The sequence below is a fragment of the Chitinophaga agri genome (assembly GCF_010093065.1).
Taxonomy (GTDB): Bacteria; Bacteroidota; Bacteroidia; order Chitinophagales; family Chitinophagaceae; genus Chitinophaga; species Chitinophaga agri.
In genome coordinates, this window is record NZ_CP048113.1 from 1,024,313 (window position 1) to 1,049,468 (window position 25,156).

The window sequence follows — 25,156 nt, forward strand, 5'->3', positions numbered from 1 at the left end:
TTCCTCATTGACAGCATAAATACCCATTATCCCTGCTTTCCCCCGGTTTAAATGCAGACATATCGCGCTATCACTGTACATTTTTGTCTGAATTAGTTTTCTCCTCTCATTTTTAAATCCTTTTTTATGCGACAAATTACTGTCCCAACTCTCCATTGCCCTTTTGAGGCGAAGATCAGTCCATTTGTACATGAGATTGACCAGCACACATCCTCCTGGCTGCATGAGTTTAACCTGCTACAGTCGGAAGAAGCCTATGACCGGTTCCGGCGGTACAAATTTGCCTGGATGACCGCCCGTACTTACCCGGATGCAGACCTCGCCTTCCTCTGTACGGCCAACGACCTTAACACCTGGCTGTTCGTACTGGACGATCTGCTGGATCACGTTACACCGGAAACTGCTGGTTACCGGGAGCAACAGTACCTCCAGCAGGTCATTAGTGACTTTGTCAATGTGCTGCGGTACGACCGTTCCATTGACAGGGCGACCAATCCCGTATTAGCAGCCCTTAGCCATTTCTGGGATAATATGCGGCAACTAAGTACTGTTTCCTGGCAGTGCCAGTTCACCCTCAGTCTGAAAGCCACCTTCGAAGCGGCTGTCTGGGAGGCCGAGAATGCCAGGCAACACCGGCACCCATCTGTGTTCCAGTATATGCAGATGCGCCCGTTCTTTAGTGGGGCTAATCTCGGTACCGATATGCTGGAAGTGGCGGCGGGTACTTACCTGCCCGTTTTCGTGTTGCAGAACGAACAGTTCCAAAAGCTGGTGGACCTGGCGCGCAGAGCTGTTTGCTGGGCAAATGACCTGTTCTCCCTGTCCAAGGAACTGGCGCATGGCGATGAGCATAACCTGGTCGTAGTGATCGGGCATGAACAGCAAATCAGTCTCGAAGAGGCTATTGCGCAGACAGCCGCCATCCATAACCGCGAGATCGCTCAGTTCAGTGAGCTGAGAAGCCAGTTACCGTCCTTCGGCAAACAAATAGACGCCGCCATTCAGCGGCATCTGGACGCACTGGGTACGATGGTCCGGGGATTCATGGACTGGTCCCTCTACGACACCACCCGTTATGAGTTCAACTACACCGCCAGCTGACAATTGTATGCCTGACAGGATACTCTCCTGTCAGGCTCTTACTTGAATAGCACTCCTCATTATGCCCGCCATATCAGGTGTTATAAAATACATAGGAACATCGCCTCAGCACACAGCAAATAAGGATTGCTTAATACTCCGGGGCACTGATTATCAATACCTTTGAAGTAGCTACATTTTGTGTTTGGTAATGTTTAATATTATTTTATATATTTAATGTCGTTGTAGTGCGGGAGTAATTGAAATTCCCTTCCCGATTGGATCTCTTATACCCTGTTTGCTTTGTGACCGAGCCGAACTATTGAAAACTCAAGTCGAAATTTTAATCATATACATATAATCCTGCGATCATGAAAGTATCACCTATCAGCTTTCCCAGTGTGTTTGAAACCGCGTTCGGCAACACGGAAAACTCCTCCAAAGACCTGTTGAACGGGCTGAAGATTAAAAAAGATGAAAACTGGTATATTGTCGGAAACCTGGCCAGACGTGGTGGTGTCAATCCCGGGCGTATCACCAATGCGGCGCCGCAGGAAGACGACTATGAAATCCTGTTTAAAGCTGCGATGGTCAATGTACTGGACAAAGTACAGCAACCGCTGTCCGTTACTATGGGCTTCCCTTTTTCCACCTATAATATCTATAAAGGTGCCGCTGAGCAGTTCCTCAACAAACGTCACTTCCTGATAGAATACGATACGCATACTTTCAATAACAGGGGCGCGATTAAAAAAGGCATGCTGGATATTGAACGCTTTGAGGTGATCCCGGAGATCGTGGGAGGTATTATCGGTTTAAAGAAAACAGTCAACGATCCTAAAGACAATTTCATTGCTGTCAGCTTTGGATTCGGTACGATCGAAGGTGGTATGGCCACGGCTGATGGCCTGATACACCGTACCTGCTTCAGCTCACATGGTATTAAATACGCCATCAACAACCTGGCCCGTGAACTGAACAAGCAGTACTACCTCGACATGAAAAATGAGCATCAGCTGGATGATGCCTTCATGAAAGGATCTATCTTTACGAACAGGAAACGTATTGACCTGAAGGATATCCGCAAGGCGCTGCTAACACAATACTACAAGGAAGTGGTCTCTCCGCTGATGAGAAACTACTTTACCGATCAGGATTTTGAAAACTGCAGCAAGATATACCTGATGGGTGGCGGTGCTCACTATAAAGAGCTGACTGACGCATTCGTGGCTGAGTTCAAAGATTTCATCCCGGTGGAGGTCGCCCCTAACCCGGAGAATCTGGTAAGTATCGGTTACCTGTATAACTCGCTGAGAATGTCAGATGATAAACATCATCGTAGTGTAGGACTTGACCTCGGCAACGCCTCCTCTATCATTTCCATTTTTGAAGAAGAAACTGTATCTGCTGGCCCAAACTTGTGATGTGCTTCCCCTGAAAGACTTAATAAAAAAGGCCCTTGGAAAGGACATGTTCCTTATCCCCAGCCAGGTGTCCGTGCAAGGCACTATAGAATCTATTGTACCCGGACGTGTCGATGGCAATGTGAAAGGAGATGTCCGGACAGCGGGTATGCTGGTGATCGGTAAGAATGCCAGTATCCGCGGGAATGTTTACGCCACTGATCTCGTTACCTATGGTAAAGTATATGGAGATCTATTTGTCACCAATAAAGCCGTTGTCGGTAATAAAGCCTATGTAAAAGGCGACGTCACCGCGCTGATCCTCGAAGTGGAGCAGGACGCTGTCATTGAAGGCGCTATCCGTAAGCATCCAACAGAAGCAGCGGATGTTGTGCCCCCGGTGACAGAGGAAGATGAACCGAAGCCACAGGCGGAAGAAGATGAAGAGAAAGCCACTACGTGGTTTTGAAATCAGGAATTAAGACCTAGGAATTGTAATGCAGCGGAGATCGTTGCGGATATAACTAAAGGGCGTTCACCGATTGTGCAACGCCCTTTATCATTATACAATATTACCGGGTATTCCCATCCACTATACTTAATGTCTCCATTTGGCTCGCTCATACTGTACTGGCCATACAAACGATTCATCTTTCAGTGTATGCGCCGCATGTAACGGGAAATAAGGATTCCTCAATGACTCTCTCGCTATTAGCACCAGGTCGGCTTTGCCTTCCACGATGATCGACTCGGCTTCTTCCGCTGTGGTGATCATACCAACAGCCCCCGTCAGGATACCCGTTTCTTTACGGATATGTTCCGCAAATGGCGTCTGGTATAAAGGGCCGACTGTAATCTTCTGATGATGTGTCAAACCCCCGGAAGAGGTATCGATGAGGTCAACACCTCTGTCCTTGAGGATAAGGGCCAGCGTGGTGGTTTGTTCCAGATCCCAGCCGCCTTCGGCCCAGTCAGTCGCTGACAGTCTTACGAACAGCGGCAGTGTGGCCGGCCATACTTCTCTCACCGCATCCACCGTCTCCAGCAGGAACCTGATCCGGTTGGTGAAATCACCTCCGTATTCATCTGTACGCTGATTACTGAGCGGCGACAGGAACTGGTGTAACAGATAACCGTGTGCTCCATGCAGTTCTGCTACTTTAAAACCAGCTTCCAGCGAGCGTTTGGCAGCGGCTTTAAAATCGGCAGTGATACGTTTGATCTCTTCTTTTGTCAATGCTATCGGGTGACCATATTTCTCAGAAAAAGGGATCGCGCTGGGTGCATAGATCTCTTTCCAGCCACCCTGTTCTACCGGCACCAGCTGAATACCTTTCCACGGCACCGCTGTGCTTGATTTGCGACCTGCATGGGCCAGTTGTATACCAGGTACGGCACCCTGTGCCGAAATGAAGTCAGTAATGCGTTTTAAGCCTGCAATATGCGCATCGTCCCACAGGCCCAGGTCACTTGGAGAGATCCTACCTTCCGGACTAACTGCTACTGCTTCTGTTATAATAAGACCGGCTCCGCCTACCGCCCTGCTCCCCAGGTGTACCAGGTGCCAGTCATTCGCGAATCCATCTTTTGCAGTGTATTCGCACATCGGAGAAATAGTGATCCTGTTCCTGAATGTAACGTCTCGTATCTGTAACGGTGAAAATAATGCTGCCATCAGTCTATTGGTTTTAATTTTACGTTTCGGGAGAAAAGTTAAGCAAATCGGGGCGATTAGAAATGGAGGGGCATTTTCAAAGGGCTTATATTCAGGATTTTGGCAAGAGATAACGCTAAAAAGACAAGACCCCCAGGCCAATGCCTGAGGGTCTTGTTGCCAATTCTATAGAAAAAGCAAACTTAGTCGATACGTCTAACGTTAACAGCGTTCATACCTTTACGGCCTTCCTGCAGTTCGAACTCTACTCTGTCATCCGCCTGGATTTCGTGAATGAGACCATTAACGTGAACAAAAGACTCCTTATCGGATTCTTCATGGATGATGAAGCCATAGCCTTTTGTCTCGTTGAAGAACTTTACAGTTCCCTGGAATTTTGTAACCATTTTTGAAAATTAAAATTTGTAAAGGATAAAGGTAACCTTAAAATAGACCCTTTCCAAATAAAACTCATTAATCTTCAATATTCCCCGTGACTTCCGGTAGGTTATACATGCGGTATTTGCTTATGTCAACTAAACTTACAGTGCCGCCCTGTTGATATCCGCAAATAATTGACGGAAGCAACGGCTTTGCGTATTAAGCGTATCCACAGGCTTTCCGGACTGATCGGCTCTTGGTGCTTTCCTGCCATAATATTCCTCCATAAAATCCTCCGCACCTGACCATACTGTCTGCATCATTCCCTGATAACGTTCTTTCATAACACCTGTTGCTGAGGCACGATATTCCAGCATATCCTTTACCTGCTGAGAAGCAAATGCCGGTTTTCTCCACGGACAGGTGATCACACTCAGTCCTTTCATGGCGAAATATACCGGCGTCTTATCCGCACGGTCGTAATGCCAGTCACAGATCATCACATCCTTCGGGATCATATCAATAGCACGGTAGGTATTATTCAAACTGCCTTCCCACATACCGATACCGGTCGTCTTACCGTCTATCAGGCGATCACCCCAGATCCACAGCGTCCTGCCCTTTTCGGCCAGGTGATTACGCATGCGGGTCACTTCTCCTGCAAACAGCTCCGCCTTGTCGCGACCTCCGCAGCGCGGACATTTCGCCTCGCCAATATAAAACACTTCGTCCAGTCCGGCATGATAAGACTTACTCTCAAATACATCACACAGCTCATCCATCAGTTTGAACACCACCGCATGTACATCCGGGTGCAGCGGACAATAACTTTTACAATACAGGCCGTCTTCATTTGGCCATTCATATTTCTCCGGCATCTTCACCCACGGTGTCTCATCAAACTGCGGGAACTTCACCAGCAGATTGTTCGTATGACTCGCCCACGACTGATGTCCCAGTAAGTTCAGCTGGGGTATCAGGTTGATGTTATTGTCACGGCATACCTTTACCAGCTTTTTTACATCTGCTTTGGATAACGCCTCCGGGTCCCGCAGTTCGGGATAGCTCTCATACTCGTAATTATACTCGACACGCAGCACCAGCGTATTGACCTTACGGGTGGCCAGTTCCTCCCTGATGAACTTGATAAACGCGTCCAGTGAAGCTTTTCTAGGCGCTGCAATACAGAATCCCCTGATAGGCATAATACTGTCTGGTACAGGTGCTTCCATAGTGCTTGTCTGACGGGATGATGACGTGAAAGCAGTGAGTGCTGCGCCCAACAGGCAAAGCAGGAGCACATTTTTCATAAATGTAGCTTTAAGCATGGAATTGATCATTTAAGACGTGAACTAGATAAGAAAGGGCCGCCCTGTATAGCAGACGGCCCCAGAAAAGTAGTAAAAATATGTGGTAATATTATTTCATATTCAGATCGGACGCTCCACTGATCTCTGTAGACACTTCTCCCATAATATTATAACCTTTCTCATTCTGACCAGTATACACTTTCACAAAATCGATAGCCGGTAATACCACTGGATTACCATCTTCATTCACCGCCCATGACAGGTCAAACGCATTATAGGTATTGGTCGCATACGGGTCTTTCTGTGCATCTGTAGCATAGTTATCTGCATACCCCCAGGCGAAAGGCTGATTGACATAAATACCGTCCTGTAAAGTAAATGTTGATGGCAGCAAGGTACCTTCAAATACAAGCGAATCCTGGTTTGCTGCAAATGACGGATAATACGAATGATTATGCGCGGCATTGATCTCTACTGCTCCGTTACGTCCCTGGTTATCCTTCCAGGTGACACCCGCCGTTGCTTTCGGATTATAATACACAATACGGTAGTTTCTGATAGTGACAGCGGGCTTACTGTATTCACTGCCGGCCAGCTCATACCATGGATCGTCCGGCAGCCCGTTCTCATTAATATCCTGGCTCACCATCACAATGCCTGGCTCTGACCAGGCTCTCGGCGCAGGTAACGGATTGCCATAGAGCGCCAGGTCTGCTCCTGCCTTATTCACTACTGAATGATCAAATCCAAAGACGATATACCCACCATACGCACCCAGCGATACCAGTCCGCTTCTGCCACCAATAATAGTCGCTGCACCGTCCGCAGTACCTGCGCTCTCATTGATAAACTGTCCGGGCGCCGGCGCATAGGTAAAGATCTTGTTGATAAACCGGCTGCTGCTGCCTGTTACGGGTCTGATCCTGGGAGCTACCGTCACTTTCAGGAAATGGGTATAACTCCTCTCCGCGATCTTACCTGTGTAGGTGATCATATAGACACCCGCTCCCGGCGCCCTGAATACCAGTGCAGCGGTAGTAGCGTATATGGAGTCGTTGACCTTCCACTGATGTGTGATCTGCGCATTACCGGAAGGGATGGCGGTGATGGTCACTGATGCATTTAACCCGATCACAGTGTCCTTTTCGAAAGACAGGGCAATCGTGACATCATCTGGTCCGTTCTCGTCTTTCTTACAGGAAAAAAAGGCTGCCAGGATCACTGTCAGCCACAAGAGTTTCTTAATCTGCATAAATTAAAAGTAGCGATTTATCTGGGTATAAAAGCAAAATGCGCTGGTATATTTCCCGTGGTCACACTCCATTTTTTCTTTCCTGCTTTGCTGAAGCAGTAAAGGGTACCGGGTAACAGATACTCCTTCCCATCTGTAACATAGACATCTCCATTCTCCGGATCTACCGCTATGCCATAAGGGGTTTTAATCTGTTTATCTGTCCCGTCTGTAATAAAATTGTCGGTCACCTTCGTTTCATCTTTTACGTTGATGATCGCGTAGCTCACGGTGTTGTTATTGTTAATATAGTTCCAGTCCACACTGCATACATAGGCCGAATCGCCAGCTATTGATAGATTACTGGCGGCGAGTGCAAAAGAGTCTTTAACAATATCCTTCTTACTGTCTATTACATATAGCTTAGCACGTATGTTGTAACGGTCGCCCCTGGAAGTCACATATATATCGCCATATTTATCAGCTTTCACCCTGTGCAGGTTGATCGCCACGTCAATACGTTTGACCTCCGTGAAAGTATTCATGTCCACTACGGACACCGTACGCTCGTATCGTGGCGGACTATAACCTCCGGAATTAGCAATATAGAGTTTATCACCCACAATAGCCATTTCTTCCGGCTGACGGCCCACGGTCACGGTACGCAGTATCTGCAGGGTCGCAGTATCCACTTCCGCGATAAAACCTGCTCCTGCGCTGGCATCGTCCAAAGCAGCGGCATATGAACTAATGTACGCTTTGCCCTTATAAAAGGTAATATAGCGGCAGTTACGAATGGTGATCTGTCCGATCCGTTTGGCGGAATGTACATCGAGCACTTCTACCTTATCCGACATATTGATCACGGCATACAGCTTACTGCCATAGATACTGATATCATTGCCCACATCGCCCATTTCCTTTGTCGCTGTAGGATTGATCTCACTATAGATATTACTTTTATACACACCGGTACCACGGTCATAGTAATCCAGCGTAGCGAGGTTCATACCCATGTTCCCCTCATTAAGGAGGTAGAATCCATTGCGCAGGGTATCAGGCTCACCTACCTGTGTTTCTTCTCCCGGTATCACTCCTGTGCCTTTACGGCAGGCCCCTAAAACCACCATTGCTGACAGTGTCAGCAGCAACAACACGTGATGATATGATAAATACTTCGACATCTATTAGAAATTTATACTGGCAGTAAGACGGTAATAACGTCCCGGCATCGGGTAGTTGATCACCACATCATAATACTGGTTAAAAACATTGTTAAGTTCTCCTGTCAGTTTAATCAGCTTATGCTTATATAAAAAGCTGGTCGATACTGACAGATCGCTGGTATACCACGGCTCCACGTAATACATGGGAATATTGGTATTCAGGAAATAACGTTCTCCCACGTATATAAAGCTATAATTAATATCCCACTTATGCCAGGAGGCATGCGCAATGAAAGAACCGCTGTGTACAGGTACATAAGCGATCTGGTCTTTGTAATTGACCTCTTCCGGATTGGATACATCCAGTGCCTGCTGATAGGTATATTTCACTGAAAAGTCAGTCTGCACGCTCTTCAGTAACGCCGGTGATAACTGTATACTGGCATCTGCACCATATATATCAACGCCACCGATGTTCTGCATCATCCACTGAAAGTTGCGGCCGGGGGCCGCTACGATCTTATCTTTCACATGACTGTAATAAGCGTCCGCCTGCAGGGAGAAGAACTGTATGAATTTCCCGGTATTGCGGGCGTATCCCAGGCCTATGTTATATTGTTTTGTATGCTCCGGACGCAGGTCAGGATTACCTACAGTACTGTAATACATATCGTTGAAAGTAGGCATCCGGAAGATGCTCTTGTAGAATGCACGCAGTTTCAGGTCTTGCTGATGGAATGGCTGCCAGGACACGAGTATAGTTGGTCGCAGTGCCTGATAGTCCCTGCCGGAGTTATATAGTTTCGTCTGTTCATTGATAAACGTAGCCAGCACATTGCCCTGTATGTCTACCTGTCCCAGATGCAGGTTTGTCGCTGCGGCGGCCAGGGTGGTATAACGCGTAGGGATGGCAAAATGGTCAAGGTTAACAGCGGTCATCTCGTTCAGCTGGAAGTCGGCCGATAGTGCGACATCCCAGAAGCTGGTGACCTTATATTGATTGGCTGCAGAGATATAGTACTCATGCTGGCGGTAGCGGTTCATGAGTGCACCATAGTCTGCAATGATTGATGTATCCAGGTAGCGGACGTAATCATACATATACTTGGCACTGAGCAGCATCGTATACCGCTTACTGAATTTCCTGTTGTAGGAGGCTTGTACAAACAGGTTCCGGTCCCACTGGTGCTGACCGTTCAGGAACTTATTACTGACGATGGCGCCCGGCAATCCACGGGTAGAGTTATAGTAATAGACTTTCGCATTCCATGTACTGCTATCTTTGAGCTGACCATACAGGCCGGCTTCCACACGGGCAGCGTCGATACCGGCGTTTTGTCTGACTGCCGTGGTATCATAGGCACCATTGGTATACCTGAACCTATATCTTCCGTGACCATGTGTCCATTCACTGCTCACAACGGCGGAGAGCCTGTCAGACAGTTTTTGTTCTATTCTTACAGCGGGATTGAACAATCCGAAGGAACCGGTTTTAAGTGACACCTTCCCATGTGTTGTTTCTCCTGTTGCAAATACCGGTTTACGGGATTGCAGGTAGATAGAAGAAGCGGCAGCAAACCCCTTCGCCGGCTGGAGGATCGTTCCTTTCTGTGCATTATACAGATCTATCTGTTCAATGTTATCGAGTGAGAAGCGGCCCAGGTCTACGGTGCCGTTCTGCGCGTTACCTAACTGTATACCGTCATAGAATACGCCCACGTGGTTCGTTCCCATACTACGCACGTTGATCGTCTTCAGCCCTCCGAGCCCACCATAATCCTTCAGCTGCACGCCAGAAAAGAAGCGCACAGCATCCGCTACAGATAAACTATTCATCTTCTCGAGCGCCACACCGCTCAGCGTCTGTACGGGAGATACTGAATTATTCTTATTGGAGAAGATGGTAACGCCCTGCAACATGCGCGTGACAGCAGTATCCTGGGCGGAAAGCTGAAATCCGGACGCCAGTAAAAGGATGAATATGTATAACCGAACGGCCAAGTTAATTGATTTGAAAATCAGGAATTAAGAATCGGGTAGCCTGACATGCCAAAGCGTTGCGCCTTTGTCATTGACCAGCAATTAAGCAATGCGAAAAGATCTTTTCGCATCAATTCTTAATTCCTGATTGCTGATTATTTATTAAACAGCGCCATACCGGGGAAGAAGTAGCCGCTATAAGTCTTACTCTTCACCAGCGCGCCTGTCGTCGCATTATGTATATAAACCTGGTTATTGACATCGGCACCATACAGGTTCGTGTTACTATTCAGGACCAGGTAGTTCCTTGCCTTGTCATAAGCGATCCCCTTTCCATAAAAATACTGACCTGAAGGCAGTGTGATAAATGCGGTTGTCAATGACGCAGCATTACCCGGAATATATTTATAGATCCTGTCTGTACCTGATACAATGAAGACCGCGTTCTCCACAGTAGATGCAACGATGGAACTGTTGTTATAAGTGAACTCGTTATAATGAACAGGGAAATTGGTCGTGATACTATCTACCGCCAGTGTAGACGGATTGATCTTCTTCAGCTGTGTTTTGGAAGCCGCCCATACACTGCCATCTGTGCTTTGCACGAACCCGCATACAGCGGTACCCAGTTTTTTTGCGATGCTGTAATCACTGGTATTGAGTGCAATGATCCCTTCTTTAGCAGACAGGATAAATATATAATTACCGCTTTTAAACATGTCGGTCACTTCTCCGGTGATACCAGCAACGGCGGTACCCAGGGTAACAGCAGTCAGGTTCAGCGGATATACACCATCCACCGCACTTACAAGACCTCTTGTATCATCAACACCAACGAAGGAACGGCCATCACCACCCGGCAGCGCGTCAATACGGCCGGTTTCTTTTAACGTATTGGCATCAGCCACTACCAGCGGAGCGCCATATTTACCAACGAAATACAGTCTGCCATTAAATACGGTTGCGAACTGCATGGTAGAGGTATTGGGACCTAATGTCTTACCGGCATTCTCGGCAGAGTATACATACTGGTAAACGGAATCCTTGTCGTAGTCATAGAAGTTCAGGTCTCCGGATTTCGTACCGTAGTTACCTTCGGATACGATCAGGAAGCCGTTCTCGTATTTTCCGGGGACCACGATCACATCATCATCCTTACAGGAAGCGGCTGCCAGCAGCAGACCAGCCAATAACCAGTTGCGTAGATTTTTATACATACATCAAATTTTTTCCGGTGGATAATACATACTCACATAACAACAATAAGCCGCCAGTCAAACCGGGTGCTCAGTTGGTATATCAGCGGATCTAAAAAATAATTGAACCAGGCCATTACTGACCCTCACAACATCAGCGCTTTCACCCGAAGGCACGGTATGTCTGTTGCAGCTGGCAGGTCTTCTGACTCTCCTGCTTTTCCCGGGCCTTCCCGCCCGCTTTCGGCGGACAGTGGCATTGGAGCGGTCTTCGGGAAAAACGATCGTACGTGTTACGATACAGGATTACAGCTACGGGGATAGCTCCGGACTTACACCGGATTCCCTTTTAATTCACCACTGGTGAAACCAAATGCGGCACAAACCTACTGTAAGGGTAGTTAATATCCAAAAAGAAAAATAGGTAGTATCTTGCCGCAAATTCAAAACTGTTCTGTTGAAACGACTATTCGTGTTAGTAGCATTCCTCCTTGGAGGCTATACCAGCTATGCCCAAAACCTGCTTAATAAAACGGTCTCACTGACCGCTGACCGTAAGCCCCTTGCCGCAGTACTAGATAACATGGCGATGCAGGGGGATTTCAGTTTTTCTTATGTGAAAGAATTCATTCATGATGATAGTCTTGTGACGATCAACGTCAGTAACCGGTCCGTCAAACAGGTGCTGGACATATTGTTCCAGGGCAATTTTCAGTTCCGTGAAATAGGCAACCAGATCATCATACAACCCGGCACCTCATCCAAAGAGAAGTGGTATGTGGTAAGCGGATACATCAAAGACGCCGTCACCGGCCAGCCTATTGCTAATGCCAGCGTATACGACGGTATGCTGCTGATCTCAACACTGACCAATGAGCAGGGTTATTTTAAACTGCGCCTGCGTGAAAAGGAAAGAACAGCGGCCCTGCTAACCGTCAGCAAGGAATTGTACCGCGATACGGTCATGCTGGTACCGGCAGGGCGTGACCAGGAGATGAATGCCAGCATTAAGCCTGCTGCACCTATACAACTGACCGTGGTAGATGTCAATCAGCATACCCATGTAGAGCAGACTTTCTTCGGACGCTTCTTCCTGTCTTCCCGCCAGCGTATGCAGAGTCTCAACCTGAGCGACTTCTTTACCCGTCAGCCATACCAGTACTCCCTTGTCCCTGCTATTGGCACCCATGGAAGGATAGGCTCCCAGGTAGTGAATAAGTTCTCTATGAACCTGATCGGTGGTTATACGGCAGGTCTGAGTGGTGTCGAGATAGCGGGCGTTTTCAACATTGACCAGAAGGATGTGAAATGGGTCCAGCTTGCAGGGATCTTTAATATAGTAGGCGGACATTTCACCGGTGTACAGGTTGGAGGCATCCATAATCATATCATGGATTCGCTGAAAGGGGTGCAGATCGGTGGTATCAGTAATATATTGAAATATGGCTTCCATGGTGCCCAGATCAGTGGTACCTATAACCAGGCAGGTGGTGATGGACAGGGAGTGCAGATAGGCGGTATCCTCAACAATGCGGGAGGAAGCCTGAAGGGCGCTCAGGTAGCGGGCTTCCTGAACCTTGGCCGGGACAGTATAGATGGCGCACAGATCGCTGGCGCTGTTAACGTCGGCTGGGGCGACATTAAAGGGGCTCAGATAGCGGGTGCTGTGAATATGGGCCGTAAACAGGTTGACGGAGCACAGATCGCTGGGGTGATCAACTACCGCACAGGAGGTGATGGGACCCAGGTAGCGGGCGCTGTCAATGTCAGCCTCGATACGACGAGTGGCGTACAGCTATCAGGCTTGATCAATTACACCAAAGTACTAAAAGGCGTACAGATCGGCTTTGTGAACTATGCGGATTCTTCTGATGGCTTCAGCTTTGGTGTGTTTAACTTTGTCAGAAAGGGCTTTCACCAGGTCCTGGTGTATAATAATGAGCTCACTGACGTCAATATCGCTTACAGGTCCGGTAGCCGGAAGTTGTATAGTTTGCTGCTGGCAGGGATGAAACTGGGCGACAAACGTGCATATACGTTCGGATATGGCATCGGCCACCCCTTCACCGTGTCTCCCCGGTCGGAGATCACGGTGGAACTTACCTCACAGTCCCTTTACCTGGGCAGCTGGAATGATACCAATTCTATCATCCGGTTACAGACAGCCTGGAACCGCCGGCTGAACAAATACCTGACACTGTATGGCGGCCCGTCCTTTACGATCTACTACAGTGACAAGCTGGACGAGATCGATCCGGCCTATGAATCGAGGGTACCACCGCATTACAGTCCGTTTACATTAGGTGGCGGAGTGACTGCCTGGTTTGGCTGGCATATAGGCGTCGGGTTTTTCTAGATTATTTGGTAATTTTGCAGCTTCAATTTTTAAAAAGTTAAAAATTAAACTCAGGTAATGTCAAAAGTTAAAGTAGGTTTTGTGCAAATGTCCTGCAATGGCAATAAGGCTGATAACCTCGCCAAGGCAATAGAGCGGGTACGTGAAGCGGCAGCTAAGGGCGCGCAGATTGTATGTTTGCAGGAATTGTTTACTTCCCTTTATTTCTGTGACGTGGAGGATTATGATAATTTCTCCCTGGCAGAACCTATTCCTGGTCCGTCTACCGAGACTTTACAGCAGGTAGCAGGTGAGCTGGGTGTGGTGATCATCGCTTCTCTGTTTGAGAAACGTACGCAGGGTATCTACCATAATACGACTGCTGTGCTGGATGCTGACGGCAGCTACCTGGGCAAGTACCGTAAGATGCATATTCCGGATGATCCGGCTTACTACGAGAAATTCTACTTCACGCCGGGTGACCTTGGCTATAAAGTGTTCAAAACTAAATTCGCCACTATTGGTGTATTGATCTGCTGGGATCAGTGGTATCCGGAAGCGTCCAGGATCACCGCACTGATGGGTGCAGAGATCCTGTTCTACCCAACTGCTATTGGCTGGGCTACATCCCAGGACGAAGCGACCAATACGGAGCAATACAATGCCTGGCAGACTATCCAGCGTAGCCATGCAGTAGCCAATGGTGTACACGTAGTGAGCGTAAACCGTGTAGGTTTCGAGCAGGAAGGCGCTATGAAATTCTGGGGCGGTTCCTTCATTGCCAATCCGTTTGGTTCTATTATCTACCAGGCAGATCATGAAAAAGAAGAGGTATTCGTGCAGGAACTGGACCTGTCCAAGACTGACAGATACCGTACACACTGGCCGTTCTTACGCGACAGAAGAATTGATTCCTACGCTCCTATCACCAAAAGATTTATCGACGAAGCATAATGAACGGACAACCAACTTTGAAACAGCAGGGATACTTCTTCCCTGCCGAATTCCATCCGCATGTCGCAACCTGGCTGAGCTGGCCGCATAAAGAAGCCAGCTGGCCCGGAAAGATCCACACGATCTATCCCTATTACAGCCAGTTCGTGAAATACCTGGCGGAGAGTGAAATCGTCCGTATCAATGTGATTGATGAAGCCATGAAGGCTTTTGCTATTGGCCATCTCCAAAGAGCGGGGGTCAATATGAACCAGGTGGAGTTTTATTTTAACCCGACGAATGATGCATGGTGCCGCGATCACGGTCCGGCATTCCTGATCAATCCGGCGGAGAAGAAGAAGGTCATCGTCGACTGGAATTATAACGCCTGGGGCGGTAAATATCCTCCATTTGACCTGGATGACGTAGTACCAACGCGTATTGCGGAGCATTTCAACCTGCCAGTCTACCATCCTGGTATTATCATGGAAGGTGGTTCCGTAGAGTTCAACGGTAAGGGCACTGTCCTGACATCACGTTGTTGCCTGCTCAATGAAAACCGTAATCCGCACCTGAATCAGGCGCAGATCGAGACGTTCCTGCACGATTTCTATGGTATGGACCAGGTGTTGTGGGTGGATGAAGGGATCATCGGGGATGACACTGATGGTCATATTGATGACACAGTCCGCTTTGTGAATGAGGATACGGTGCTGACGGTCGTCGAGTCCAATAAACAGGATGAGAACTATGAGCTCCTGCAGCAAAATCTCCGAGAACTGAAACAGATGCGTTTACTGAATGGTAAGCAGCTGAATGTAGTGGAGCTGCCGATGCCAGATCCAGTAGTGTTCGAAGATCAGCGTTTGCCGGCTTCCTACGCCAATTTTTACATTAGCAACAAGCATGTGATCGTGCCGGTGTTCAATTGTAAGCATGATGACAAGGCGCTACAGGTGATCAGCGAGTGTTTTAAAGACCGTGAGGTGGTTGGAATTGATTCTACAGAGATCATCTGGGGATTGGGCAGTTTTCACTGCCTGAGCCAGCAGGAACCTGCGGTATAGATTTTTCTTATAATTCTTTCGGGCAGCACCACGGGTTTCCGTGGTGCTGTTTTTTTTTTGTGATAGCGGATTCGCGATCTGCGTTATTTCGTTTGTATTCGTTTATGGCATATTGTTAATGCTTGTTTTGAGTTTGGCATGTTTTATTCCGGAATACAGTTGTAAAGGCTGTTACTTTGTTTTTTGCGCTGCAAGATCTATTTGGTTTCGGTTGATTTGTCTGTATCTAACTCGGACTTATCGAATTCCCTTTTAAAGTAAAAGTGATAGACGTTGGTGCCTGTACTGCTTGTGATAGGAAACGCATTGACGAGCTTCCAGCCGATGCCGCCCATATAGTTCAGCGCATCAACGACAGAGTTAAATTTCTTCACTTTGCCCAGTTCATCTTTTATGCGGTGATCTTTCATTTCGAATAATCTTCTTTCTTCTCCAAAGTCGACGTCAATGGTGACTTTGTTACTCATCATTCTTGCCTGTGCCACGACTTCACAATATTGTTCGACTTTCTCCTGGGCAAATGCTGATACCGGTAGGAGGAACAATATGGATATAAATAGTTGCTTCATATGGAAATAATAATTAGATAGTATATAGGTTTCGTTGATGCCTGCAAGGTAACATATCGGGTGTGCTGAAAAAACAGGAGATTTCCCCTTTTAATAAAAAACAGCCGGACGATAATGCCCGGCTGTTTCAGCTTTTCAAATATTAAAAAATGGCCGCTACTTCTTCCGCGCTGTTCCCCTGTAGATCCTCTGCCGTAATGAGAATTTTTGCACCAGGGAAGAGCGTCCTGCTTTTGCGGAAGCACGGTTAGTGTTTAGGAAACGATGACGTCCTTCTCCGTCTTGTTGCCCGGTACATCCGTTACTGTTACGACCACGCGTGTGCCGGTAAGGGCAGCATTAGGGGCAGTTACAGTATAGATCCAGGTACGCCGGTCTGTCTCTTTCAGCACGGCAGCTCCCTGCTCCAGTTCAACACCAGCCTGCGAGAAGATGGTAACTATTGCTGATTTCGGGGTAATGACATCCCTCGCTCTGATGGTGATCAGATCACCTGCCGCGCCCTTGTAATCGCCGATGTTCACATCATCAATTACGGGCGGACTTGTGGCATCCCGGAAGGCGGCGTTATAAGCGGTTTGCGCTCCTTTTGCTGCTTTCTGATATTGAGCCTTGATGACAGGGTCTTTTATGGCCCCCTGTGCGTACAGCGTGGCTGTGAAGAAATTCTCGCGTGCTTCCAGTTGTGCAGCTGTTGGTGGTGTGGTGCTTGGACCACGTTTGATACCAACGATCGTTTTACGCTTCGTCACACGGAAGTTCATCTTTTTACCGATAGTGCCGGATACGCCACTAACGAAGATGTTGTTTTTTACATATGCCATTGTGATGCAGTTTTCGTGATTAAAAAGTTGATTAATCACAATCATGATCACCAGGTCAAACAGGAGGCACCTCACTCCTGCCTTAGGTGCAGCCCCTTGATCGCGATTGCTGACACAATGTTAAGCTGATTATTACCCCGATCTTACGCTATGTACGTGAACTGCAAAATCATGTACGTAAACCGCATAAATCCGGGGGCGGATATTCTAAAATAGTGTTAGAAGCATTCAAAGTGATTGAGCAACTCAGCCTTATGCTCCCTGCCGATAGGGAGTTCATCGCCATTTTTCATGATCACCGTTTCGCCAATCAGCCGCACATGGTTTAGACGCACAACGTAACTTCTGTGGATACGGCAAAATGATTCCGCAGGAAGACGTTCCTGGGCTAACTGCAGGCTGGACCTTATTTTAAATTTGCGGTTATCGGTTAATTTAAACTCAACGTAGTTATCTGATACTGAAAAATAAACGATCTCTTCATCCTGGATCGCTTCATTTACGCCATTCTTGGTAACGAAAAGCAGGGGACGTCCCATATTTCTTAATAATAGAATTAGATGTTGAAGAATAATTGTGGTAGGAAACTGAGTATTGGGCTAGCTGTAGGACAGGTAGTCGTAGGACGGATAGTAGGTATAGTCGTAGTCGTGGCTGTGAAGTCAGGTGGGATAAACGGTACTGAAGGAGGAAAAAGTTAACAATGAAATTTACTACTGATACGGGTCTGATCAAATAAAGCATTTTATACATTTAATTTCGAGGGTTAATACGTGGATCATCTGTGATACACGTAAGGTTTCTTTCTACAAGTTTAAGTAAAATAACAGCTTAAAGATCAATCTGATAAAAATTTTCCTGAAAAATTAGCAAAAAACAGTGAGGCAATAAAATGAGTAAAACATTGAAAATTAATATATTACCCAGCAACCAACGCGACTACATGGCGGCCATTGTCTACTATTATAGATTGTTCTGGTACTCTTTGAGGATGAACTGATTGTCGGATACGGATGTACTCCGTTTTGTGATAGATAAAGGACTTGTTATTGCCATCGTTCTTTTGGTAAACTCTGGGAAAACGGGATGGCGGGTTTTACGTGATTTATAACAAGGGAAGGCTGGATGGTACTATTTATTGCAACTTACCTAATTCATCACTCAAAACCCTATCATATAGCTGACAGCGAGAAAAAAATACAAACTAGTTGGTATTGTACAACATACTTAATACCACTAATTTAGGATAATATAATCCCATATGAACACATTAAAAATAATAGTAATTGTGGCGATTCTCTCGTTAGGAATCTATGTTGCCCTATCTCCTGGGGTGGTGTATGCACCAACTCCGAGGATAGTCCTATATTTCCTAATCTGCTTTCTGCCCAGCCTCTTGCTAGGAGCCGAAGCTACATCAAGATTTGAACTACAATTGCCAGGTTTTGTGTTCACTACAGCAGGAGCATGTGCAATTTGCTTTGGAGCCTTACTGTTAGTCACCCACCTGGCGAAACCCGAAGAGAAGATAGCCGTCTTTCAAATATATGATGAGCACAATGAACCTGTTGCTTTAGACTGGGATGGTGCAATAGATATTCCTATAACCGCGCAGGGATTATCTGTCACAAGGTTCATTGATAGAAATAGTGTTATCGTTATATTTCCAGAACAAGTTAGTCTCGTTGAAATTCGCATAAAAAAATCCTATACAGGCCATACATATACTGGGAATATTAGTTATTCAGGCAATAGAACAGCAAAGATCGTCCTGGGAGAATCGTTAAATTAAAACATTACACAGGTATGCCACATCAAAAAATTGACCTACTTACATTAAGCATCATACTGCTATTCATTCCCAGCATAGCAAATGCCCAAATAGATCAGGAAAAACTCGACAATTTACGAGGTAAATATCCGTGGGGCAGCATTTACGTAACGTATTCCTCTATCATAAATCTCAGCTCCATCCTAAAGGACGATAAAAGGACTCCCCGACTCGAGCAGCAATACTCAACAACAGCAATGTCTACTCTCAATCAGTTTTTACAAGGGTTCAGAAATAGGCCCAGTAATGAAAACATTTCATTCATAGAAATTGACCTAAATAGAATCGAAGCAGGCTATAAGAGGGCCAACGATGTAGGAGGTGAAATAACTTCAATCGCATGGAGTAAAGAAAACGTGGTGAATATTGCTGATATATGCGACAGACAATTAATAGTACTTGTCAACTTAAAACGCACTCTTTCACTGATGTCGAATGATTCAATCTCTATTCAACTGGCTTATGATAATCTTAACTTACTCAAAAGCGATCTACTATTATCCGACGAAGCTTATTTTCTGGCCGCATCTGAATTTCAGCTTTTAATGGTAAAGAAAGATTATAATGACATTGCAAACCTCGACATAAAAATCCGATCCGACATAGCAGCATTCCTTAAGGACTATGACAACAAATACATGCAATTGAAGGATTTTAAATTGTCTAACGACAACATTAAAAACAAAAATGCAAATTTATTTCTGCAAAATATGGCCGGATTAGAAAAAAACTTATATCCCAACCGTAGAACGACATCCCTGGGCGACACTGTTAACTTCTGATAATTCAGGCAACAACGTTGATTACGTTAGACACTAGCCAAATAGCAGCATAGCACCTGATGTCATGCTGACACATCAATAATATAATTGCGCTATAATGTAGAATCAAGAACTAGTGCAGCTGAACAAGTGCGGTGAGTCTATAATGACAATTCTAATGAAGCTACGGCATTAAAATTATTAATCGATACTATGACATACTGGATCAAATAGTAGAGCACAATATAACCGAAGAGAAAGAGGCAAGGCATAGCGACATTGAATTTAGACATTGGTACCAGGAGTCTAAAACAGTAATTAGTTCGTCAAGGCAGCGGTGCGAAGCTCTTTTGGCTGAACGAACTGACACCTTTATCAGCAAGCTACTAAGACCAATAGATACTTACAAATCGGGAAAAAGCAGGAGCCTGATTATTTCCGAAGAAACTGCATTCTTTGAATAAAACCAAGACGGTAAATACGTTCCAATAGTATCATTTTGATTTTCCATAAAAAAATCATTAATTGCAGTATTAACTTATCTTATTTGTAATAATTAATCAATCCCAATACGTTATGTCCCTTTGAAATTTGGTCTGTTTAACCAACATTAAGATTATAAATAAGCAAAATTAAAGATCCAGGATACTATTGCTATATCAGGCAACGATCGCCTTTTATAGGCTGATAGCAAGCTTTATTTGATCCATACAGTAGTATGGATATTCCATCCTGTATTATCATTAAGCTTCAAATCGTCTCTATACGTTTCAGTTAAAGAAATACTTCGTTACAACCACTACAATCACCCAATTTCATGGCCGTCACAAAATTGATACTAAAACCGGTTTGTCAGCTCCGTGGTGAGCGTTTTTACGTCCCTGCCTATCAGAGAGGATACCGGTGGACTCAGATGCAGGTATTAGCCCTGCTGGAAGATATATGGAAGTTCAGGATTGACAATCATAATTCCCAAAGGGAAGTATTCTATTGCCTTCAACCGCTGGTTGTTGCCCAGTCACCCCAAGGGTGGATTGTCATAGATGGACAACAAAGACTAACCACCATTCAACTCATTATCATTTATTTAAGAACGCTCACAGAAGATCCTGAATATTTTAAATTTGTCCTCTCCTATGAGACGAGACCTGAAAGTCAACGGTTCGTTGAAAACCTACATACCATGGAACATGCAGATAATATTGATTATCATTACATGATTGAGGCCTATCACGCAATCGATACATGGTTTAAAGGGAAAGGACCAAATGCAAAAATTAATTTCCAACAAACGTTATTGAATGATGATGAAGACGGGAAAAATGTAAAAGTAATTTGGTACGAAGTGGAACATGCAGAGACTGCCAATCACATTGATATTTTCACCCGTCTCAATATTGGCAAAATTGCATTGACAAACGCAGAATTGATCAAAGCCTATCTTTTACAAAAAACCCATTTCAGTCCTGAAAAGGCTAACCTTAAACAAATTCAGATCGCCTCCGAATGGGACTACATTGAGAAAATGCTTCAACGGGACGACTTCTGGTACTTTATTTATGATTCCTCTGACTCATCGGCATATGAAAACCGGATAGAGTATCTTTTCGACAGAATGTTTGACCGGAAACCAGAACATGATCATTATTATACGTTTTACTCATTTATTAATGAAAGGAATCTTATCAAGGATCAAAATAACAATGTAGACGTTGGCGCGATGTGGATAAGGGTCAAAAATTACTTCCAGGTATTTGAAGAATGGTTTAATAATAACGACCTCTATCATTTAATTGGATACCTGATTTGTTGCGAATATAGAATCGATGCACTAAAGCAAACTGCAGATAACCAAACTAAAGACAGCTTTGTTCAAATCCTAAATCAAAAAATACAGGATACTGTTAACTTCTACATTGAGGACCTCGAATACGGTGCAGACAATGATAAGATTAAAAAAGTATTATTACTTTTCAATATACGCACTTTGATGCTCTCTAAGGGAGATAGCAGATTCCCATTCAATTTATATAAAATGAATAGATGGGACATTGAACATATCAGTTCTCAAACAGAAAAAGACATCGACAAACGTTACAGAAAAGAATGGATGGCTGATATTATAACCTATTTTTCAGGGCAAAGCATAGATACTATCGTGGAAAATGAGCAGCCGGAAAGCGTCCTTTTTATTGGTTTGAACGATCGGGACAGGAGTATCTGTGAGCGGCTATTCAAACTGTATACGAAAGAAACAGTTAACGACCGTGAATTTGACAATGTGAAAAATGAAATAGCAGAGCGGTTTAAGGAAGGTGTTAAGGCAACCAACAAATATATGGATAATATAGGTAATCTGGCCCTACTTGATTCAAATACTAACCGCGGTTACAAAAATGCATTTTTCCCTATTAAGAGACAACGTATCATCGAGAATGACAGTATCGGAAAGTTTGTGCCAATCTGTACCAAGAATGTATTCCTGAAGTATTATTCAGATCAACTAGGAGACGTAATGCACTGGAAAGAAAGCGATGCAATATCCTATACCCATTCAATTAACCGCATTTTGGAAAAGTATCTACCTCAAAAGAAAAACAACGTACCATGCAACTAAATGAAATAAAGATTAATGAAGGGAAACGTTTGTCTTTTTTCCAACTGTTCGCTACTGAACAGTTAAATGTTGAGATCCCAATTATTCAACGTGACTATGCACAGGGAAGAAAGTCTGCTCATGAGGTGAGAACGCAGTTCCTCAAAACACTGCATGGTTATCTTGAAGAGAACATTCCCAATAGAGACCTTGACTTTGTATATGGTAGTATTACGAGACCGGCAAAGGGAAATCCTTCGCTTATTCCACTCGATGGGCAGCAACGGCTCACTACCCTGTTTCTGCTCCACTGGTATTTGGGTAATCTGAGCGGAAATATCAGGCTCTTGCGTGATCGGTTACTGGACGGTCGGAGATCAAGATTTACATACGAAACCCGCGCAAGCGCCAGGGAGTTTTGCGATGCATTATTAATAAATGATATTGACTTCTCTCTATTGAAAGAAGGTCGTAGGCTGTCTGCTACTATCATGAACGCGGGTTGGTACTTTCAATCCTGGGAATATGATCCCACTATCAGATCGATGATAACCATGCTGGATGCTATTCATGAGATGTTCGATGATAAGGAAGCATTCTTTGACAGACTGATCCAGACAGCATCTCCTGTCATTACATTTCAGTTTCTTGATATCGGAGAACTACACCTGACAGACGACCTGTATATCAAAATGAACTCGAGAGGCAAAGAGCTCACTCCATTTGAGAATTTTAAAGCCAAACTTGAAAAAGAGATAGACGACCTGTTTGCAAATGACGATCAGCGCTGGGAATTCGTGTCAGGTGGAAAAAAAAGCCAACTGTCAGCTCATGAATATTTCGCCCATAGCATCGATACCAAATGGCTGGATTTTTTCTGGTCCCGATCCCTCAATGACGGGAAACCAGGCTTCTCGGACGAGCATATGATGAATTTTATACGTGTTATACTTACAAATGAATATGCCTGCGGTGCCGGATTTGAAGATCGAAACCTCAAAATATTACTGGATACCCAGGATATCAGGAATGATCCTGAATATAGTAAGAATTTATCTTTCTTCATTTATAAAACCCTGGGGGTCCTAAAGCCCAGGGCTATTACATCTCTTATTTCCTCATTTGATTGTCTGTTGAAGATCCCAACAGTATTACCTGCTCACATGCCTGAAGAGTTTCATTATGCTCACCAGGACATACTAAAAAAAGCATTCCTCCATGATCTCAGAAACTTCGATAGGATCAGATTCCATGCGTTTCTGAAATATATCACAGCAAATATTGCTACTGATGGACTTTCCGAATGGATGCGGGTTGTCTATAATTTGACTGAAAACAGCGATTTCGATGACGCAAGAACACTTGCGAATGCAATGAGAGAAGTAGAAAAACTAGCGCCACATATGCAGAACATCCTTCAGCATCTGGCCAGCGGAGAAGCCGAACTGGGCTCTTTTTACAGTCAGCAGATAGAAGAAGAGAAAATAAAGGCCTGCCTGATCCTCAAAGGACCTCGCTGGTCAGAACATATTCTGAGTATAGAAAAGAACCCTTTTGTAAGAGGACAGATAGGCTTTTTACTAGAGTTTAGTGGTATACTTGATTATTATGTGACCAATAGGCATTGTAACTGGACGCCGGAAGAAGACGAGGCATTCTATGATACGTTCAGATGCTACATGCGCAAGTCTCTTTCATTATTTGACTATCTGAATAACCGCAATGCCAGCGAAGACGATAATTACCTTTGGGAAAGATCAGTACTGACGAAGGGCGACTATCTGATCGATGCAACTTACTGGCGGAAAAACTTCCTGCATAGTTCCAACAATATGCGGGATTATAGCTGGAAACGGCTGCTAAGATTGAATGGCAGGTCTGATGCTGGAAATGATTTACTGTTAAAACGTCGAAAACTGGTTAAAGATGTATTCGACGATGCCCGTTATGACCCGGAGAATTTTCAGGCGTCCTGCATCAAAATTATTAGCGACGTACCCAATGACTGGCGGGCGTACTTTGTGACAAACGCAAAGTTGATTAAAGTTTGCAAACAGGGTTTTATACGCGTTGAAAATAATTATGAAAAAATCCGTCTGCTAAATAACAGTAAATTGACCTACCATTATGAGTTACTTACCTACCATCTTTTTACAGAAAAAATGGAAGGCCGGCACTTTGGCCCATTTGACTCCGTCCATTATGAGGAAGATTATGGAGATACCGGAGTTCCGCGAATTGCGCTCAGAGGACTGAATTATGGGAATAAAGCTTACGGCATTAACATTTTCAACAAAGACAGAATATTCATAAACTTTAAGCTGATAAATGGGATTGGTGATGACATCTCTTCGTATGATGATGTCATTCTGGACATTTTGGAAAAGGCTGATTTCAACTACCCGGACGATGAACATGGTGGATATTCAAAGGCAAAAAGTTTTGACTCAATATTTGAAGAAATTGAAATGCTGTGTACGCACCTTCATACTATACATAGTGTAACCTGACGAAATGTACTTGCTCCCTCTATCGGCCCAGGTGTAATATGTAATATAATTGTATTAATAACTTCACCCTTTACAGTTTGGGGGTACTGCCCCCAACTGTTATGATCAATTTTAGCTTGAAAACAACATTTTCCGGATAAGGTTTATATAAATCAGTTTGGCAATCGCCATATTTTCAATACCCCTCGCCCATAAATCAATATACTATGCTATGTCCGCGGTCAACAGGCAATGCGGAATAGGAGTCAATCCATTTTCTGATTTGTATTTCATCCGTACCTAACTCACTGAGATGAATCCGTACAGATAGGCAACTATTCGAAAGATTC

20 protein-coding genes and 1 riboswitch are annotated in these 25,156 nt (G+C 45.0%); of the genes, 10 read left to right on the forward strand and 10 right to left on the reverse strand.

Annotated elements, in window-relative coordinates:
- Positions 1–126 precede the first annotated feature (126 nt).
- The 3 genes from GWR21_RS03835 (at position 127) to GWR21_RS03845 (ending at position 2,952) form a co-directional block, all read left to right on the forward strand.
- A complete protein-coding gene (locus tag GWR21_RS03835) occupies positions 127–1,101 on the forward strand; it encodes a terpene synthase family protein (protein WP_162330464.1) in 975 nt (324 codons plus the stop codon).
- A 350-nt stretch (positions 1,102–1,451) separates the two neighbouring features.
- On the forward strand, positions 1,452–2,504 hold the full coding sequence (locus GWR21_RS03840) for a ParM/StbA family protein (protein ID WP_162330465.1): 1,053 nt from the start codon (positions 1,452–1,454) through the stop codon (positions 2,502–2,504).
- On the forward strand, positions 2,467–2,952 hold the full coding sequence (locus tag GWR21_RS03845) for a bactofilin family protein (RefSeq protein ID WP_162330466.1): 486 nt from the start codon (positions 2,467–2,469) through the stop codon (positions 2,950–2,952). Before GWR21_RS03840 ends, GWR21_RS03845 begins: the two co-directional genes overlap by 38 nt.
- Positions 2,953–3,081: 129 nt before the next feature.
- Here the strand turns inward: GWR21_RS03845 and GWR21_RS03850 are convergent, their stop codons facing one another.
- From GWR21_RS03850 to GWR21_RS03880, 7 genes are all read right to left on the reverse strand, one after another.
- Entirely contained in the window at positions 3,082–4,158 is a 1,077-nt protein-coding gene (locus GWR21_RS03850) for an NADH:flavin oxidoreductase/NADH oxidase (RefSeq protein WP_162330467.1), read from the reverse strand.
- Positions 4,159–4,340: 182 nt separating this feature from the next.
- A complete protein-coding gene (locus tag GWR21_RS03855) occupies positions 4,341–4,544 on the reverse strand; it encodes a cold-shock protein (RefSeq protein ID WP_162330468.1) in 204 nt (67 codons plus the stop codon).
- Between the two features lie 135 nt (positions 4,545–4,679).
- A complete protein-coding gene (locus GWR21_RS03860) occupies positions 4,680–5,828 on the reverse strand; it encodes a family 20 glycosylhydrolase (RefSeq protein WP_162330469.1) in 1,149 nt (382 codons plus the stop codon).
- A gap of 109 nt (positions 5,829–5,937) precedes the next feature.
- A complete protein-coding gene (locus tag GWR21_RS03865; RefSeq protein ID WP_162330470.1) occupies positions 5,938–7,080 on the reverse strand; it encodes a PKD domain-containing protein in 1,143 nt (380 codons plus the stop codon).
- A gap of 17 nt (positions 7,081–7,097) precedes the next feature.
- Positions 7,098–8,243, reverse strand: a complete 1,146-nt coding sequence (locus tag GWR21_RS03870; RefSeq protein ID WP_162330471.1) for a DUF5074 domain-containing protein — start codon at positions 8,241–8,243, stop codon at positions 7,098–7,100.
- 3 nt (positions 8,244–8,246) lie between these two features.
- Complete coding sequence (locus GWR21_RS03875; protein WP_238430167.1) at positions 8,247–10,226, reverse strand: TonB-dependent receptor; 1,980 nt, start codon at positions 10,224–10,226, stop codon at positions 8,247–8,249.
- Positions 10,227–10,360: 134 nt separating this feature from the next.
- Complete coding sequence (locus GWR21_RS03880; RefSeq protein WP_162330472.1) at positions 10,361–11,422, reverse strand: DUF5074 domain-containing protein; 1,062 nt, start codon at positions 11,420–11,422, stop codon at positions 10,361–10,363.
- 157 nt (positions 11,423–11,579) lie between these two features.
- Positions 11,580–11,790, reverse strand: a riboswitch (cobalamin riboswitch).
- A 68-nt stretch (positions 11,791–11,858) separates the two neighbouring features.
- Between GWR21_RS03880 and GWR21_RS03885 the strand changes: the two genes are divergently transcribed.
- From GWR21_RS03885 to GWR21_RS03895, 3 genes are read left to right on the forward strand one after another with little or no spacing between them, the layout of a single operon-like run.
- The gene (locus GWR21_RS03885) at positions 11,859–13,757 is read left to right on the forward strand and encodes an STN and carboxypeptidase regulatory-like domain-containing protein (RefSeq protein WP_162330473.1); all 1,899 of its coding nucleotides are present in this window, start codon (positions 11,859–11,861) and stop codon (positions 13,755–13,757) included.
- A gap of 57 nt (positions 13,758–13,814) precedes the next feature.
- The gene (locus GWR21_RS03890; protein WP_162330474.1) at positions 13,815–14,690 is read left to right on the forward strand and encodes a carbon-nitrogen hydrolase; all 876 of its coding nucleotides are present in this window, start codon (positions 13,815–13,817) and stop codon (positions 14,688–14,690) included.
- Positions 14,690–15,736, forward strand: coding sequence for an agmatine deiminase family protein (locus GWR21_RS03895; protein WP_162330475.1), 1,047 nt, complete (start codon positions 14,690–14,692; stop codon positions 15,734–15,736). The genes GWR21_RS03890 and GWR21_RS03895 overlap by 1 nt, the downstream gene beginning before the upstream one ends.
- A 197-nt stretch (positions 15,737–15,933) precedes the next feature.
- Here GWR21_RS03895 and GWR21_RS03900 read toward each other — a convergent pair whose 3' ends face one another.
- The 3 genes from GWR21_RS03900 to GWR21_RS03910 form a co-directional block, all read right to left on the reverse strand.
- Positions 15,934–16,305: a hypothetical protein gene (locus GWR21_RS03900; protein WP_162330476.1), complete on the reverse strand. Its 372-nt coding sequence runs from the start codon at positions 16,303–16,305 to the stop codon at positions 15,934–15,936.
- Positions 16,306–16,559: 254 nt separating this feature from the next.
- Complete coding sequence (locus GWR21_RS03905; RefSeq protein WP_162330477.1) at positions 16,560–17,129, reverse strand: hypothetical protein; 570 nt, start codon at positions 17,127–17,129, stop codon at positions 16,560–16,562.
- Positions 17,130–17,347: 218 nt separating this feature from the next.
- Positions 17,348–17,668 (reverse strand): LytR/AlgR family response regulator transcription factor, encoded by a 321-nt coding sequence (locus GWR21_RS03910; protein WP_162330478.1) that lies wholly within the window; start codon positions 17,666–17,668, stop codon positions 17,348–17,350.
- 722 nt (positions 17,669–18,390) lie between these two features.
- On the opposite strand from GWR21_RS03910, the gene GWR21_RS03915 reads away from it, so the two are divergent.
- From GWR21_RS03915 to GWR21_RS03930, 4 genes are all read left to right on the forward strand, one after another.
- Positions 18,391–18,921: a hypothetical protein gene (locus tag GWR21_RS03915; RefSeq protein ID WP_162330479.1), complete on the forward strand. Its 531-nt coding sequence runs from the start codon at positions 18,391–18,393 to the stop codon at positions 18,919–18,921.
- 14 nt (positions 18,922–18,935) lie between these two features.
- The gene (locus GWR21_RS03920) at positions 18,936–19,742 is read left to right on the forward strand and encodes a hypothetical protein (RefSeq protein WP_162330480.1); all 807 of its coding nucleotides are present in this window, start codon (positions 18,936–18,938) and stop codon (positions 19,740–19,742) included.
- 796 nt (positions 19,743–20,538) lie between these two features.
- On the forward strand, positions 20,539–22,338 hold the full coding sequence (locus tag GWR21_RS03925) for a DUF262 domain-containing protein (RefSeq protein WP_162330481.1): 1,800 nt from the start codon (positions 20,539–20,541) through the stop codon (positions 22,336–22,338).
- The gene (locus tag GWR21_RS03930; protein WP_162330482.1) at positions 22,329–24,827 is read left to right on the forward strand and encodes a DUF262 domain-containing protein; all 2,499 of its coding nucleotides are present in this window, start codon (positions 22,329–22,331) and stop codon (positions 24,825–24,827) included. Before GWR21_RS03925 ends, GWR21_RS03930 begins: the two co-directional genes overlap by 10 nt.
- Positions 24,828–25,156: the final 329 nt, after the last annotated feature.

Coding starts and splice junctions, on each gene's coding strand:
- GWR21_RS03910 (WP_162330478.1), bottom strand. CDS start 17,668: ATGGGACGTCCCCTGCTTTTCGTTACCAAGAATGGCGTAAATGAAGCG.
- GWR21_RS03915 (WP_162330479.1), top strand. CDS start 18,391: ATGAACACATTAAAAATAATAGTAATTGTGGCGATTCTCTCGTTAGGA.
- GWR21_RS03850 (WP_162330467.1), bottom strand. CDS start 4,158: ATGGCAGCATTATTTTCACCGTTACAGATACGAGACGTTACATTCAGG.
- GWR21_RS03835 (WP_162330464.1), top strand. CDS start 127: ATGCGACAAATTACTGTCCCAACTCTCCATTGCCCTTTTGAGGCGAAG.
- GWR21_RS03920 (WP_162330480.1), top strand. CDS start 18,936: ATGCCACATCAAAAAATTGACCTACTTACATTAAGCATCATACTGCTA.
- GWR21_RS03925 (WP_162330481.1), top strand. CDS start 20,539: ATGGCCGTCACAAAATTGATACTAAAACCGGTTTGTCAGCTCCGTGGT.
- GWR21_RS03870 (WP_162330471.1), bottom strand. CDS start 8,243: ATGTCGAAGTATTTATCATATCATCACGTGTTGTTGCTGCTGACACTG.
- GWR21_RS03895 (WP_162330475.1), top strand. CDS start 14,690: ATGAACGGACAACCAACTTTGAAACAGCAGGGATACTTCTTCCCTGCC.
- GWR21_RS03905 (WP_162330477.1), bottom strand. CDS start 17,129: ATGGCATATGTAAAAAACAACATCTTCGTTAGTGGCGTATCCGGCACT.
- GWR21_RS03860 (WP_162330469.1), bottom strand. CDS start 5,828: ATGAAAAATGTGCTCCTGCTTTGCCTGTTGGGCGCAGCACTCACTGCT.
- GWR21_RS03855 (WP_162330468.1), bottom strand. CDS start 4,544: ATGGTTACAAAATTCCAGGGAACTGTAAAGTTCTTCAACGAGACAAAA.
- GWR21_RS03930 (WP_162330482.1), top strand. CDS start 22,329: ATGCAACTAAATGAAATAAAGATTAATGAAGGGAAACGTTTGTCTTTT.
- GWR21_RS03840 (WP_162330465.1), top strand. CDS start 1,452: ATGAAAGTATCACCTATCAGCTTTCCCAGTGTGTTTGAAACCGCGTTC.
- GWR21_RS03890 (WP_162330474.1), top strand. CDS start 13,815: ATGTCAAAAGTTAAAGTAGGTTTTGTGCAAATGTCCTGCAATGGCAAT.
- GWR21_RS03880 (WP_162330472.1), bottom strand. CDS start 11,422: ATGTATAAAAATCTACGCAACTGGTTATTGGCTGGTCTGCTGCTGGCA.
- GWR21_RS03865 (WP_162330470.1), bottom strand. CDS start 7,080: ATGCAGATTAAGAAACTCTTGTGGCTGACAGTGATCCTGGCAGCCTTT.
- GWR21_RS03900 (WP_162330476.1), bottom strand. CDS start 16,305: ATGAAGCAACTATTTATATCCATATTGTTCCTCCTACCGGTATCAGCA.